This window comes from uncultured Erythrobacter sp. (genome assembly GCF_947492365.1).
In the GTDB taxonomy this organism is placed as follows: domain Bacteria; phylum Pseudomonadota; class Alphaproteobacteria; order Sphingomonadales; family Sphingomonadaceae; genus Erythrobacter.
In genome coordinates this window covers 1918379-1932040 of sequence record NZ_CANLMB010000001.1, presented here as the reverse complement: position 1 = coordinate 1932040, position 13662 = coordinate 1918379, and the positions used below count along the sequence as shown (strand labels likewise).

The following is a 13662-nucleotide window of genomic DNA, read 5'->3' as shown; positions in this document are numbered from 1 at the left end:
CAGCCTTAGAGCTAACTCTTGAACGGCGGCGCGTCAGTCGGATCGGCTGGCTCGCCGCCCGCCTTGCGGCTTTCCTCGGTCACGTCGAAGCGGATTTCCCGCAGGTTGAGGATCGCCACGTAAAACCCGATCACGGCCAGGGAGCTTGATCCGAGCATCGCAAAGGCCGCGCCTTTCGCGCCGTTCCAGTTGATTGCCACGTCGAGCAAGACCAGCGCGAGAAGGGTTGGGATCGCGCGCACCACAAAGGCGGTACCAGCGCGCCCCGCCGAGACCAGCAGCGATTCCAGGCTCGCCCCGATCAGTTCGACCGCGCCCGCGATAGAGAGGATCACCATCGCCCAGTAGAAGCCCGAAAACTCCGGCGGCGCTAGGAGGTAAAGCGCCCAGCGCCCGCCAAACAGCGCGCCCATCACCGCCAGAACACCGGCAATCAGCGCGATATTAGCCATCCGGCGCGCGATCATCAGGGCCTGATCTTTGGAGTGAACCAGCTCGGGATAAATCGCCTTGCCGACTGTCTGCGCAAGGATCACCAGCGCTTGACCCAGCTGGCTGGCAATGCGGAAACCGCCCGCCAGCGCTTCTCCGCCAATCGCGCCAACCATCAGGATCATCACCTGCTTGCCTGCAATGGTGAGGGTGCCGGACATGTTGGTCGACCAGACAAAGCGCCACGCATCCTTATGCTGGGCGGGGATTTTGGTGAGGCTGATCTGGCTTAGGTCAATCCGCTCATGCCGTGCAGCGACCACCCACAGCGCGATGGCGACGCAAACTTCCGAAGCGGCCCAAGCAATGACGAAACCGGCAACTGTGGGATAGAACTGCCAGGCCAGCAAAGCCCCGATCACACGGATGAGCGGCTGAACCGCTTCGGCTGCGGTCGCCTTCTTATATTCAAAGCGCAGTCGCAACAGGCCAATCGGCGTGGTCCGGATCGACAGCAAAGATGCCACGCAAAAGCCAAAGGTCAGCCACAACAGATCATCGGGCAATGGCAGCCAAAGCTGCGCTGTCAGCACCACAATGGCGGCGGCGACTGTTCCTAGCGCAACGCTCAACAGATCGAGCGCGATGGCAAATCCGGTTGCAGCAGCAGGCCCGCTGCCATTCGCTCCCCAGCGCACCACAAACTGCCAGGTCTGGAAATTGGCGAGGCCCGTCACCGCCTGACCCAGCGCGATGATGATCGCCCAATAACCGAACAGCTCGATACCCAGCGTGTAGGTCGCGATGGGCAGATAGACGATGCTCATCGCGGCGTTGAAACCACGCCCTGTGAGCAGCCAGCCCATATTGGTGAATAGGCGCTTCATGCGCGCACGTTCTGCCTCAGGCTCAAATTAACCGGCGCGGCGTTTGAGGATGCGCTCGGTCACATCGAATGTGCGCTGGTTGTCGACGTCGATGGCATAGTGCCCGTCCGACAATTCGACCGGCACCATCTTGAAGCCGAAGCGCTTGGAAACCTGCTCGAACAGCTTTTCCTTTGAGCCATTGCCAAGGCGGAAGCGGATGAGGTTCATCAGGCCGAATGCCTTGATGATGCGGCTGGGGAACTTCACGAATTGCCCGCCGCCGCGCATGATCTCGGCTGCGCTGAGCGCCTCGGGACTGCCGATCCAGTACATGTTGCAGTTGGAAAAACCGCCATCCTTGAACTGGTAGAACTTGCTTTGCCCCTCGGGATCGGCGGCGATCACGTCTTCCTTGCGCGCCAAACCTGCTGCTCCGCCGGCTTCGGCGGCAAAGCACTTGTCGATAAACTCGGCATAGCCGTCGGGCGTGACGAGGCAATTGTCCGCGGTGGTGATCAGCAGCGGATATTCCGCGCCTTCTGCGCCCGAAAACACGCTGTCGACGATGTTGAACTTGCCCTCGGCAAAGGTCAGGCGGCCTTCTTCGATCAGCGCGGCAATCGAGGGGATTGCAGCAATTTCGTCCGGCTCATGCGCAATGATGCGGATCGCGCCGACCCGATCACAAGCGGCGACCTGTTTGACTACGCGCTCGACCATTGGAACGCCCAAGACCGGGACGACGCATTTCTGCGCCACACCTGCATTGGCGGCGAGCGGATCGAGCGCGCCCGAGCGTTTGCCAGCCATGATGAGCGCGGTGACTTTTCTATCCTGTGTCATGGACAGAGCTTTAGCGCCTAACATGCCTCTGCGCAAAGCAAGGAATAGACTGGCTTGAGAAACTTTTGGTCGCGGTTCACAAGGCACGCGACATGCGGATCATCTTCTCTCGCAAGGGTTTTGACTCAAGCTCCGGGGGCGGGCCGTCGCCGATTGTCGATGGCCGTCCGTTGAGTCTGCCAATCCCAGCGGGAACCGCTAGCGCGACCACTTATGGCGATTTGGGCCTTGGAGAACACGCCGCGAAAGCAAGCCGGGGCAAGTTGGGTGCAGGCGATCTGTGCCACCACGATCCTATGTTTCTGGACGATGGCACATGCGCATTCGGCCAGCACAGCGCGGCGCAAACGCATCTGGAGGGGCAGGGCGTCGGCGTGGGCGATGTCTTCGTCTTCTTCGGTCTGTTCGGTGAAGAGAAGACGCGCGAGCTGCATCACCGCATCTTTGGCTATCTGCGCGTCGAAGAGATGATCCGGCTGGCTGAGGGCATTCCGCGCGAGCTTGTCGACATCGCACACCCCCATGCGCTTTCCATGCACAGCTCCAATGACGTGATCTGGCGCGGTGAGGGGCGGGTGGCAGCGCGAGCAAGCGAAGCCTTGCGGTTAACCGTGCCCGAAGGTCCGCCGAGCCTGTGGACGCGGCCTGCGTGGCTCAAGCACGGCGGGCTGTCCTATCACGACCGCGCGGATCGCTGGCTCAGAGGCGGCAGGCTGCGCAGCGTCGCGCGCGGTCAGGAATTCGTCGCCGATATCGGACGGCGCAAAGCTCCGCGCGAATGGCTCGAAGGCATAATCGCCGAGATTAGAGCGTCTTGATGATCGCCGAGAAATCGAGTGCGCCGTTTTCCTTGGCAAAGGCCTCGTAGATTTCCTGCGCGTGCTTGCCGAGCGGGGTGTTCGCATCCGCGCTGCCCGCCGCTTCCATCGCCAGCCTCAAATCCTTGAGCATCAACGCGCTTGCGAACCCGCCCTGATAGTCATTGTCAGACGGGCTTTGCGGGCCGACACCGGGCACCGGACAGTAGCTCGTCATCGACCAGTTTTGCCCGCTCGAAACGCTCGAAATATCGTAGAAAGTTTGCGCGTCGAGGCCCAGCTTCTCTGCCATCGCAAACGCCTCTGCCGTGCCGATCATGTGGATCGCTAGCAGCATGTTGTTGCAGATTTTCGCAGCCTGACCATTTCCGGCATCGCCAGCATGGATCACTGCCTTGCCCATCGCGTTCAGTATCGGTTCTGCACGCTGGAACGCCGCTTCTGTCCCGCCGACCATGAAAGTGAGCGTGCCGCCATTGGCCGCTGCGATTCCGCCCGACACCGGCGCATCGACCATGTCATAGCCCGCACTGGTTGCCGCTTCGATCACTTCGCGCGCAGTGGCGACGTCGATGGTCGAGCAATCGAGCAGCACCGCACCGGCAGGCGCATGGCCGATCACTTCGTTGGTATAGACGCCTTTCACAATCGCGCCATTGGGCAGCATCGAGACGACCGCTTCGGCGCCCTCGCACGCTTCCTTGGCGGTGTCGAAAGTTGCGCAGCCAGCCTCGCGCGCGGCCTCCAGCGCAGGGGCGCTCAGGTCGAAAGCGCGCACTTCATGCCCGGCCTTCACCAGATTAGCAGCCATCCCGCCGCCCATATTGCCGAGGCCGATGAATGCGATTTTCATGTCAGCGTCCCTTCCAGTTACCTTCGCGCTTCTCGATAAACGCAGCCATGCCTTCGGCCTTGTCCTCGCTAGCGGTGAGGATCTGGAAGATGCGGCGTTCGACGATAAGTCCCTGATCGAGCGTCATTTCGAAGGCTGAATTGACCATTTCCTTGTTCGCAATCGTCGCCATGGGGGGCATAGCAGCGATGACGGCAGCGGTCTTGAGCACATCGGCGATCAGATCGGCTTGCGGCACGACGCGCACGATCAGGTTGGCGCGTTCGGCTTCCTCGGCGCCCATCATCCGGCCCGTGAGGCACATTTCCATCGATTTCGACTTGCCGATCGCGCGGGTGAGGCGCTGCGACCCGCCCATGCCGGGAGCCACGCCAAGCTTGATTTCGGGCTGGCCGAATTTGGCATTGTCGGAGGCGATGATGAAGTCAGCCATCATCGCAAGTTCACACCCGCCGCCCAGCGCAAAGCCGTTCACTGCCGCGATCCACGGCTTGCGAGTCTTCTTCACGATCTCGCTCGTCCACGGGGAGAAGAAGTCGTCGAGATAGAAATCTGCCGCAGCCTTGTCAGACATCTCCTTGATGTCAGCGCCCGCCGCAAAGGCCTTCTCGCCTGATCCGGTAAGCACTGCGCAAAGCTGGCTGTCATCGGCTTGATAGGCGGCAAAGGCATGGATCAGCTCTTCGAGAACCTTCGAGTTGAGCGCGTTCAGTGCCTTGGGCCGATTGATCGTCATCAGCGTGACACCCTTGGTGCCGCCCGCGTCTTTCTCGACCAGAATTGTTTCGTAGCTCATAGGGGCTTCCATTCCTCATCGGCGGGGAGCGGGGCGAAGATGCTGTCGATTAGCGCTTCGCTCACGTCCTCGGGTGTTGCCGGATCCCACTTGGGATCGTGGGTCTTGTCGCTGATGACTGCGCGCACGCCCTCAGCGAAATCGGGGCGGGTCAGGACGCGGCTGGCGATGCGGTATTCCATCACCATGTTATCGGCGAAATTGTCGAGCGTCGCGCTGGTCGCAAGCTGGCGCAGGGCAACCTTGCAGGTCTGCGGGCTCTTGGTGCCCAGCGTGTCGCGCTCCTTTTGCGCCCATTCGTCTCCGTCAGTCATCGCTGCTTCAAGGCTGGCGATGATATCTTCGAACGTGTCGGAGGCGAAGTGTTTGGCAATGCGGGGTGCGTTCTGCTCGATCCGCGCCTCGGGAGGCGTGCCAACCGGCTCTGACAGGATGCCAGCGATCCGGCCCGGCCTTTCGATGATGCGAGCTTTCAGGTCTTCGAGCATTTCGCTGGGCACGTAATGCGTGGCGAGGCCCGCCCACAGGCATTCCTCACCCTTCAGCCGCGCGCCGGTCAGCGCGAGGAACTGGCCCAGCCGCCCGCCGAGGCGCGAGAGGAACCAGCCGCCGCCGACATCGGGGAACAGGCCGATCCCGGTTTCGGGCATGGCGAAGCGGGTGTTCTCGGTCGCGACACGGAATTTGGCGGGCTGTGAGACGCCCACGCCGCCGCCCATCGTGACGCCGTCCATGAAGGCGACAATCGGCTTGGGATAGGTGAAGAGCTGGTGGTTGAGCTGATATTCGTCGTGGAAGAACTTGCGTCCCGACGCGCCGCTATCATTGAGCGCAGAATCGCGCAGGAAAGCGATGTCGCCGCCCGCGCAGAAGCCACGCGTGCCTTCCATATGGTCAATCATCACCGCCTCGACTTCGGCGTCGTGCTCCCATTCACTCAGCGCCGCGCTCATCGCGTGGCACATGTCGAGCGTCAGCGCGTGGAGCGCCTTGGGACGGTTGAGCGATATGCGCCCGACGCGTCCCTCTTTGCGGGTGAGAATTTCGTCTGTCATTGGCTTCTAATTCCTCACTGGCGCAGCAAGTCGCGGCCCACGATCATGCGCATGACCTGATTGGTGCCTTCGAGGATCGAGTGGACCCTCAAATCGCGCCAGAAACGCTCAATCGGATATTCCTTGAGATAGCCATAGCCGCCGAACAGTTGCAGCGCATTGTTCACAACATTGCTGCCGCTGTCGGTGGCGAGCCGCTTGGCCATCGCGGAAAAGCGGCTCTTGTCCGGCGCGTTCTCGGTGACTTTGGCGGCGGCGAGGTAGAGCAGCGCGCGCGCCGCCTCCAGCTCGGTCGCCATGTCGGCGAGCATGAACTGCGTGTTTTGGAAGTCGGCAATCGGCGTGTCGAACTGCTTGCGATCCTTGGTGTATTTGATCGCTTCGTCGAGACAGCGCTGCGCTCCGCCGAGCGAGCAAGCACCGATATTGAGGCGCCCGCCATCAAGTCCTGCCATGGCAAAGCGGAACCCTTCGCCCTCGGCTCCGACGCGATTGGCCACCGGCACTCGGCAATCTTCAAAGATCAGCTGCGCCGTGGGGGAGGCATTCCAGCCGAGCTTCTTTTCCGGCTTGCCGAAACTCAGCCCCGGGGTGTCCTTTTCCACCACGAGGCAAGAGATACCCTTTGATTTGTGATCGCCGGTTCGGACCATCACAACATAGATGTCGTTGAACCCGCTTCCGCTGATGAACTGCTTGGTGCCGTTGAGCACGTAATGGTCGCCGTCCAGCACCGCGCTGGTCTTCAGCCCAGCTGCATCCGAACCGCTGCCCGGCTCGGTAAGTGCGTAGCTGGCGATATGCTCCATCGTGACGAGCTTGGGGAGGAAACGCGATTTCACCTCGTCCGAGCCGAAGCGGTCGATCATCCAGCTCGCCATATTATGGATCGAGATATAGGCGCTGGTGGCAGGGCAGCCATAGGCCATCGCCTCCATGATCAGCGCCGCTTCGAGCCGCCCGAGCGCGATCCCGCCCGATTCTTCGGAGACATAGATCGCGCCAAAGCCCAGCTCGCCCGTCTGCTGGATAACGTCGCGCGGGAAGTGGCTCTTTTCATCCCACTCCCCGGCATAGGGCGTAATGTTGTCGGCGGTGAATCGCTGCGCCATTTCCTGGATCGCGAGCTGATCGTCGGTGAGGGAGAATTGTCCTTGCATCCGTTCCATCTAGACCGTGTGGGAAGCTTAGAAAAGAGCGCGGGGCCTGCTTTGTTTGCTAGGTCACATGTGAAGGGAAAGCCGCGAAATTTGCGGAATAAAGTAACCCAAATGCGGCCGGCTGCGTATCTTTTGATATGACCAAACGCTCATCGCTCCGCGCGGCGCGCCTGCTGCTCGTCTACAATGCCGATGGCGGCATCCTTAATATGATCAAGGACGGGGTGTGGAAGATCGCATCGCCATCGACCTATCCGTGTTCGCTTTGCGCCATAACCTACGGTCCTGTTGCGATGCATTCTGAGTGGCGGCGCTTTCTGGAAAGCTTGCCGCTGGAGGTTGTGTTCCACCACAAGGATGACTTTTCGGCAGACTATCCCGGCCACGATATTGCGCTGCCGGCGATCCTGTTAGCCAACGGCGATGAGCATCCGCGCGTGCTGGTGTCGCAGGCTGAGCTAGATGCGACTGCGGACACGATTGAACTGATCGAGATTGTCGAGCAGCGCCTGACAGACCAGCACGAATCTGCTCCAGGCTTCAAGGCTTTGGCCTAGGAAATCACAGCCTCGGCTTCGATTTCGACCTTCCATTCAGGACGGCACAGCCACGCGACACCCGCCATGGTGGCCGCGGGTGGAGCTACGCCAAAATAGCGCGCATGGACTGCGCCTACTGCATCCTGATCGGCGGGATCGGTGAGGAGCATGCGGGTGCGCACCACGTTCTTGGCCGATCCGCCAAGCTCTTCGATTGCAGCAACGATGATGGTCAGGCAGCGATCTGCTTGTTCCGCGACGCCGCCCGGTGTGGTCGAACCGTCGGGCTCAACCGGTCCGGTGCCAGCGACTACGATGCGGTTGCCTTCGCGTATCGCGCGGCAAAAGCCGAACTGAGCCTCGTAGGGAGAGCCTGATGTGGCGCGTTGTCTCATAATGCCTCGCATTCATCGTTCACAACGATCTGCTCAACCCGGGCGTAGTCGGCGTCGGTTGGTGCCAGCCGCCGGATCAGGATGATGCCGCGTTCGCTCGGGCTGTTTTCGCGCGTAAGTGTGACTTCGCGCACCTCGCCATCGCCGCGCAAGGTGAGGAAATTGTTGGTCTGTGCATCGAAGAAGGAGAGGCTGGAATAGCCGTCAAAGGCGGCCATCCGCACGCGCACGCCATCGGGCGCAAGCGCCAGGTCGTATCGGCATCCTGAATAGGCAAGGTCGGGCGAAGGACGCACAACGCTCTGCGTATCGGGGCGCATTTGCGGACCCAACTGAAATCCGTGCACCGGCGTCCCGCGCTCGCCGATCATCGTATAGGCGCGGTCCATGATGACGGACGGCGCGTAGAAGACGATGGCCGCATGGGCCGCCGCGCCAAGAACAAGCGCGAGCAGCAATGGTCCGGCGAAGCGTTTGATCATGCCGCCTCTCCTGCACACTCGATCCGCTCGACCGATGGCGCTTCGATCAGTCCTTCGGGATCTTCGAGTACGCCGTCATCGGGAACGTAAAGCCGCAAGGTCAGGTCGAAATCGCCGCCCTCACTGCTCGAAATCCAGCCTGTATCGCCGCCGGAGCTTTGCGGCGCGATTACCGCCTGCCATGCACCATCCTCGCCGCCCTGCGCTTCTGCACGGCTGGCATCGAAACTGAGCGCATTGTCGGCATTGTCGGGGAGGAAATTGTCGGAATTGTAGAGCGTGACCGACCACCACCGCGCCGGAAGCGAGCCGCCGCTCATCTGGTATGTGCAATCCTCGCTAAACGGTCGGCCGTCATCATCGACGCCGCGCGTGAAATAGATCGCTTCGGAATTGGCGAGCGCCAGCAGGCCGTGTCGCGCAATCCGCGCGCGAAAATAGGGGCTGGCATCCTGTGACCCCATAGCAAAATCGCCGTACCAATGATTGAGCGCAATCGGCCCCTGCGTGCGCCTGTCGCCGGGAAGCAGTCCCGCCATCGAGAATGCGGTGTAAGCGCCCACGGCGATCCCAACCGTCCCGAAGGCGAGATAGGTGAGCAAGCGGCGCATCACGGGCAAGGCATCCTTGGATAATCATCGACCTGTTTGGGCATTTCGCCATCGGAAGTGTGCAAGCGGCTTGTGCCATCTCCATCCACTAGCGAGAGGCGGATTTTCTCCTCCCATGTCTCGCCTTCGCCCTCCATCGCGAGTGAGACCACGGTGTCATAGCCTTCATGCTCTACACCGGTGACGATGCCGATCGATTCGTAGAACAGGATTTCGGCAGAGGAGATTTCCATGCGCATATCGCTTTCCGGTGCGCAGGTGCCGCCTTCATAGTCCCACGCGCCGTGGAAACGGGTTGGTATGCGGTTTGCGAGCGCCGATTGTGAACCATCTTCCGTATCTGCGGCAGCCTCAGGAGCGGCAGCTTCGTCAGGCGCCACTTCGCTTTCGGTGCGCGGTGCCTGCTCCGGCGCTTCACCGCAAGCGGCGAGGGCGAGCGTGCCTAATGCAAGAAATACGATGCGCATCGCCGTCACCCTCCAATCACCCCATCGTCGGAATGACAAAGGCGTTTCCGCCATCGGGGGAGCCATCGGGCCAGCGCTGGGTGATCTTCTTTTTCTTGGTCCAGAAGGCGAGGCCCTCGGTGCCGTATTGGTCGATGTCGCCAAAGCCCGAACGTTTCCACCCGCCGAATGAGTGGTAGCTCACCGGAACGGGGATCGGCACGTTCACGCCGACCATGCCGACCTGCACGCGGCTGGCAAATTCGCGCGCGGCGTGGCCGTTGCGGGTGAAGATGGCGACGCCGTTGCCATATTGATGCTCGCTCGGGAGGCGCACGGCGTCTTCGAAATCCTTGGCGCGCACGATCTGGAGTACGGGACCGAAGATCTCTTCCTGATAGCTTTTCATCTGGGGGGTCACACGGTCGATAAGGGTGGGGCCTATGAAGAAGCCCTTCTCGTGCCCCTGAAGCGTGAAGCCGCGGCCATCGACCACGATCTCGCCGCCCTCTTCTTCGGCGGTGGTGATCCACTGCTCGACCCGTGCCTTGTGTTCAGGCGTGACGACAGGGCCGTAATGCGCATCCGGATCGGTTGAGACGCCGATGCGAAGCGCGTTGATCGCCGGGATCAGCTTTTCGCGCAGACGGTCTGCGGTGTCCTCGCCCACCGGCACCACCACAGGCAGCGCCATGCAGCGTTCGCCTGCCGAACCGAAGGCCGCGCCCGCAAGGTCGTTCACCACTTGATCGAGGTCAGCGTCAGGCATCACTATTCCGTGATTCTTCGCGCCGCCAAAGGCCTGCACGCGCTTCCCGTTCTCCGCGCCGCGATGATAGATGTAATGCGCGATGTCCGAGCTTCCGACGAAGCTGATCGCGGGAATGTCAGGGTGGTCGATGATCGCATCGACCATTTCCTTGTCGCCGTGCACGACCTGAAGCAGCCCTTCGGGAGCGCCCGCTTCGACAAACAATTCAGCCAGCCGCACCGGCACCGAGGGATCGCGCTCGGAAGGCTTGAGGATAAAGGCGTTGCCCGCTGCGCAGGCCATGCCGAACATCCACATCGGGATCATTGCGGGGAAGTTGAACGGTGTGATGCCCGCACCGATGCCAAGCGGCTGGCGCATCGAATAGACGTCGATGCCGGGACCAGCTCCTTGCGTGTATTCGCCCTTAAGCACCTGCGGGATGCCGCAAGCATATTCGATCACTTCCAGACCGCGCTGAACATCGCCCTTGGCATCGTCGATAACCTTGCCGTGCTCGCTGGAAAGCAGCTCGGCGAGGCTTTGCATGTTCGCCTCGATCAGCTCCTTGAACTTGAACATCACCCGCGCGCGCTTCTGCGGGTTGGTCGCGGCCCATGCGGGCTGGACTTCCTTGGCAGTGGCGACTGCGCGTTCGAGCAGTGCGGCATCGCCCAAAGCGACTTCGGCCTGAATTTCGCCGGTCGAAGGGTTCCAGATCTGGTGCTTGCGGGTGGCGGCGGGGCTTTCGCCGGTGATGAAGTGGTCGACTTGACGCATGAGGGTTATGACTCCTGAAATATGCGCCCCAAATGACGTTACGGCGCGCGGCTGGCAAGGGTCAAAGCAGATAGGGGGCATTCTGGCCCGCCAGATGATTGCCCGAAGCAGAAATTGCCCCTAACGCTCGCGCGCGCATTCCTGACGGAGATTCTCGTGAGCACTGACCTAACCAGCCGTCTTCAATCGGCCCCTGTCGTTCCGCTGATCGCAGAGGACGATCCCAAGGCCGCAGTGAAAGTCGCGCGCGCACTGGGTCAAGGCGGGCTGAGTGTGCTTGAGGTTGTGCTGCGCTCTGACAATGCGCAGGCGGGGATGGAAGCGATCCTTGCTCAAACGCAGGATATGGTAGTGGGCGCTGGTACTGTCCTGACTCTCGATCAGGCGAAGTCGGTGGTGGCGAGCGGCGCGCAGTTCATCGTCTCGCCGGGATTGGTGGACGAGATTGCGGTCTATTGCCTCGATCAGGGCATTCCCTTCTTCCCCGGCTGCATGACCGCTGGCGAGGTTCAACGCGCATATGCGCTGGGCCTGCGCGAAGTGAAGTTCTTCCCCGCCAGCCTTGCCGGCGGCGTGCCAATGCTCAAGGCGTTCTCGTCAGTGTTCCGCGAGATGCGCTTCATGCCAACCGGCGGCGTATCACCTGAAAACCTGGCCGATTTCCTCGCGCTCCCCAGCGTGATCGCCTGCGGCGGCAGCTGGCTCACGCCCAAGGACGCGATTGCAGCGGGCCGGTTCGATGCAGTGACCGTTCTCGCCGAGAATGCGGTCGAGATCGCGCGCGGCGTTCGCGGCTAAAGCGGCTTGACGCAGGCGCCGCCACATAGCAGACGGCGCGCGGCACCTTGCGGGTGTAGCTCAATGGTAGAGCAGCAGCTTCCCAAGCTGACGACGAGGGTTCGATTCCCTTCACCCGCTCCAGTCACTTCGTTCCTTTCGCGGGCTTCGGTTCCGTAGGCCATTGTGCGCAAGGCCCTCTCCGCGCTGCGCGCTTCGAGTCCACCTGCTCCAAACCCTCCAGGGCTACTAATCCATCAGCTTGGCGAGCCCCATTCCGGCTACCATTGCGGCGATAAAGATTGCCGCTGATACCGGTTCGATCACAAGCGCGGCCACGGCAGGTCCGGGGCAAAGCCCGGCGATCCCCCAGCCAATCCCGAACAGGGCGGACCCGCCGATCAGGCGCGGCGTGAGATCGCTTGCATCTGGCAGAGCGAAGCCCTCGGCAAAAACCGGCGCGGAGAGGCGGGACTGGATGCGCCATGCGATAACCATCACCAGCACCGCTCCGCCCATGACAAAGGCGAGCGTCGGGTCCCAATCACCGAAGAGGTCGAGAAAACCACGCACCCTCGCCGGGTCGGTCATCCCGCCCAAAGCCAACCCGCTGCCGAAAAGGACGCCCGAAAGCGCCGGAACTATCGCGCGGCCAATCATGGTAGCACCTCGATCCCGAGCGCATTCATCGCCGCGACCGTGGCAAAGCCGGTCGCCATGAAGGTGAGTGTTGCGATGATCGAGCGCTGCGAAAAGCGGCTCATCCCACACACGCCGTGCCCGCTGGTGCAGCCGCTGCCGATCTTGGTTCCAAAGCCCACGATCAGGCCGGCAATCGCCAGCAAAGCGGGCGAGGCAAATTGGGCAGACAGGCCTCCTTGCATCGCCGCTACAATTAGCGCTCCGACCGGCAGGCCCAGCAGGAATAGCCATGCCGAACTGCGCGGCATCGAGCTTTGCGATAGGCCCACCGCTCTTGAAGCGATCCCTGAGATTCCAGCAATCCGGCCCGCGCCGAGTAGCATCACTGCCGCAGCCAATCCGATCAGAATGCCTCCGACGAGCCCATCGACCGGAGCGGCATCGGGAAAGCCGGGCAAGGTCAGGTCAAGCGCGCCGGTCATACCGCGTTGATCGGGATTTTGATGTAACTCACGCCATTATCCTCCGGTTCGGGCAATCTGCCGCCGCGAATATTGATCTGCACCGATGGCAAGATCAATGCGGGCATGTTTAGGCTGGCATCGCGGCGAGTGCGCATTTCGACAAATTCGTCTTCGCATATGCCTTCGCGCACATGGACATTCTCGCGGCGCTGCTGTTCGACCGTCGTCTCCCACGCATAATCTTCGCGCCCCGGAGCCTTGTAATCGTGGCACAGGAATATCCGTGTCGCATCGGGCAGGCGGAGCAGGCGCTGGATTGAGCGGAAAAGCTGCCGCGCATCGCCGCCGGGAAAATCTGCACGCGCGGTTCCGAAGTCGGGCATGAACATCGTGTCACCGACAAAGGCTGCATCGCCGATTATGAAGGCCATATCGGCCGGGGTGTGACCGGGGACGTGCAGGCATATCGCTGCGATCCCGCCCAAGGCAAAACTCTCTCCATCGGTGAAGAGATGATCAAACTCGCTCCCGTCACGCTCAAAATCCGAGCCAGCGTTGAAGAGCTTGCCGAACTCTTCCTGCACGCGGATGATGTCCTTGCCGATCGCCAGCTTCCCGCCCAGCTTTTCCTGCAAAAATGGCGCGGCTGAAAGGTGATCCGCGTGAGCGTGGGTTTCGATCAGCCAGCTGACCGACAGATCATTGGCAGCGACATATTCGATGATGCGCTGCGCTGATCCATGCGATGTTCGGCCCGAAGCAGCTTCATAATCGAGCACGGAATCGATCACCGCCGCCTCGCGTGTGGCGGGATCGTGGACGACATAGCTGATTGTGTTGGTCGCCTCGTCGAAGAACCCTGCAATTGACGGGCGCATGCTTGCATCGGATTGCGCGGCGGCAATCTGTGCGCGAGCAAGATCCAGAACGATGTCTTCGGCCATTGGCG

General features: G+C 61.4%; 17 protein-coding genes and 1 tRNA gene. 4 read left to right on the top strand and 14 right to left on the bottom strand.

Going from position 1 to position 13662, the window contains the following annotated elements; genetic code table 11:
- Nucleotides 1–11: 11 nt before the first annotated feature.
- A complete protein-coding gene (locus Q0887_RS09215; protein WP_299194204.1) occupies nt 12–1319 on the bottom strand; it encodes an oligosaccharide flippase family protein in 1308 nt (435 codons plus the stop codon).
- Nucleotides 1320–1346: 27 nt separating this feature from the next.
- Nucleotides 1347–2144: an NTP transferase domain-containing protein gene (locus tag Q0887_RS09210; RefSeq protein WP_299194203.1), complete on the bottom strand. Its 798-nt coding sequence runs from the start codon at nt 2142–2144 to the stop codon at nt 1347–1349.
- 92 nt (nt 2145–2236) lie between these two features.
- On the opposite strand from Q0887_RS09210, the gene Q0887_RS09205 reads away from it, so the two are divergent.
- Nucleotides 2237–2962 carry a hypothetical protein gene (locus Q0887_RS09205; RefSeq protein ID WP_299194201.1) on the top strand — a complete coding sequence of 242 codons (726 nt, stop codon included), beginning with the start codon at nt 2237–2239 and terminating at the stop codon, nt 2960–2962.
- Here the strand turns inward: Q0887_RS09205 and mmsB are convergent.
- Genes mmsB through Q0887_RS09185 form a run of 4 tightly spaced genes read right to left on the bottom strand, consistent with a single transcriptional unit; the run spans nt 2949 to nt 6826 of the window.
- Nucleotides 2949–3860 (bottom strand): 3-hydroxyisobutyrate dehydrogenase, encoded by a 912-nt coding sequence (gene mmsB, locus Q0887_RS09200; protein ID WP_299195302.1) that lies wholly within the window; start codon nt 3858–3860, stop codon nt 2949–2951. The genes Q0887_RS09205 and mmsB overlap by 14 nt on opposite strands.
- Nucleotides 3817–4611, bottom strand: coding sequence for an enoyl-CoA hydratase-related protein (locus Q0887_RS09195; RefSeq protein ID WP_299194199.1), 795 nt, complete (start codon nt 4609–4611; stop codon nt 3817–3819). Before Q0887_RS09195 ends, mmsB begins: the two co-directional genes overlap by 44 nt.
- Nucleotides 4608–5666: an enoyl-CoA hydratase/isomerase family protein gene (locus Q0887_RS09190; protein WP_299194198.1), complete on the bottom strand. Its 1059-nt coding sequence runs from the start codon at nt 5664–5666 to the stop codon at nt 4608–4610. Before Q0887_RS09190 ends, Q0887_RS09195 begins: the two co-directional genes overlap by 4 nt.
- A gap of 14 nt (nt 5667–5680) precedes the next feature.
- Nucleotides 5681–6826 carry an acyl-CoA dehydrogenase family protein gene (locus Q0887_RS09185; protein ID WP_299195300.1) on the bottom strand — a complete coding sequence of 382 codons (1146 nt, stop codon included), beginning with the start codon at nt 6824–6826 and terminating at the stop codon, nt 5681–5683.
- A 137-nt stretch (nt 6827–6963) separates the two neighbouring features.
- On the opposite strand from Q0887_RS09185, the gene Q0887_RS09180 reads away from it, so the two are divergent.
- The gene (locus Q0887_RS09180; protein WP_299194191.1) at nt 6964–7383 is read left to right on the top strand and encodes a hypothetical protein; all 420 of its coding nucleotides are present in this window, start codon (nt 6964–6966) and stop codon (nt 7381–7383) included.
- Here Q0887_RS09180 and Q0887_RS09175 read toward each other — a convergent pair.
- From Q0887_RS09175 to Q0887_RS09155, 5 genes are read right to left on the bottom strand one after another with little or no spacing between them, the layout of a single operon-like run.
- Nucleotides 7380–7760 (bottom strand): RidA family protein, encoded by a 381-nt coding sequence (locus Q0887_RS09175; protein ID WP_299194189.1) that lies wholly within the window; start codon nt 7758–7760, stop codon nt 7380–7382. The two genes, Q0887_RS09180 and Q0887_RS09175, sit on opposite strands and share 4 nt — an antisense overlap.
- Nucleotides 7757–8242: a DUF1254 domain-containing protein gene (locus tag Q0887_RS09170; RefSeq protein ID WP_299194187.1), complete on the bottom strand. Its 486-nt coding sequence runs from the start codon at nt 8240–8242 to the stop codon at nt 7757–7759. The genes Q0887_RS09175 and Q0887_RS09170 overlap by 4 nt, the downstream gene beginning before the upstream one ends.
- Complete coding sequence (locus Q0887_RS09165; protein WP_299194185.1) at nt 8239–8853, bottom strand: DUF1214 domain-containing protein; 615 nt, start codon at nt 8851–8853, stop codon at nt 8239–8241. Before Q0887_RS09165 ends, Q0887_RS09170 begins: the two co-directional genes overlap by 4 nt.
- Nucleotides 8853–9320 (bottom strand): hypothetical protein, encoded by a 468-nt coding sequence (locus Q0887_RS09160; protein ID WP_299194183.1) that lies wholly within the window; start codon nt 9318–9320, stop codon nt 8853–8855. Before Q0887_RS09160 ends, Q0887_RS09165 begins: the two co-directional genes overlap by 1 nt.
- Before the next feature lie 16 nt (nt 9321–9336).
- Nucleotides 9337–10830, bottom strand: a complete 1494-nt coding sequence (locus Q0887_RS09155; protein ID WP_299194181.1) for a CoA-acylating methylmalonate-semialdehyde dehydrogenase — start codon at nt 10828–10830, stop codon at nt 9337–9339.
- A gap of 156 nt (nt 10831–10986) precedes the next feature.
- Here Q0887_RS09155 and eda point away from each other — a divergent pair, with 156 nt between their 5' ends.
- Both eda and Q0887_RS09145 read left to right on the top strand, forming a co-directional pair.
- Entirely contained in the window at nt 10987–11628 is a 642-nt protein-coding gene (gene eda, locus Q0887_RS09150) for a bifunctional 4-hydroxy-2-oxoglutarate aldolase/2-dehydro-3-deoxy-phosphogluconate aldolase (protein WP_299194179.1), read from the top strand.
- Nucleotides 11629–11677: 49 nt separating this feature from the next.
- Nucleotides 11678–11751 (top strand) — tRNA-Gly (locus Q0887_RS09145).
- A gap of 105 nt (nt 11752–11856) precedes the next feature.
- Here Q0887_RS09145 and Q0887_RS09140 read toward each other — a convergent pair.
- Genes Q0887_RS09140 through Q0887_RS09130 form a run of 3 tightly spaced genes read right to left on the bottom strand, consistent with a single transcriptional unit; the run spans nt 11857 to nt 13657 of the window.
- Nucleotides 11857–12267, bottom strand: coding sequence for a DUF6691 family protein (locus tag Q0887_RS09140; RefSeq protein WP_299194178.1), 411 nt, complete (start codon nt 12265–12267; stop codon nt 11857–11859).
- Nucleotides 12264–12731: a YeeE/YedE thiosulfate transporter family protein gene (locus tag Q0887_RS09135; RefSeq protein WP_299194176.1), complete on the bottom strand. Its 468-nt coding sequence runs from the start codon at nt 12729–12731 to the stop codon at nt 12264–12266. The genes Q0887_RS09140 and Q0887_RS09135 overlap by 4 nt, the downstream gene beginning before the upstream one ends.
- A complete protein-coding gene (locus tag Q0887_RS09130; protein WP_299194174.1) occupies nt 12728–13657 on the bottom strand; it encodes an MBL fold metallo-hydrolase in 930 nt (309 codons plus the stop codon). Before Q0887_RS09130 ends, Q0887_RS09135 begins: the two co-directional genes overlap by 4 nt.
- Nucleotides 13658–13662 lie beyond the last annotated feature (5 nt).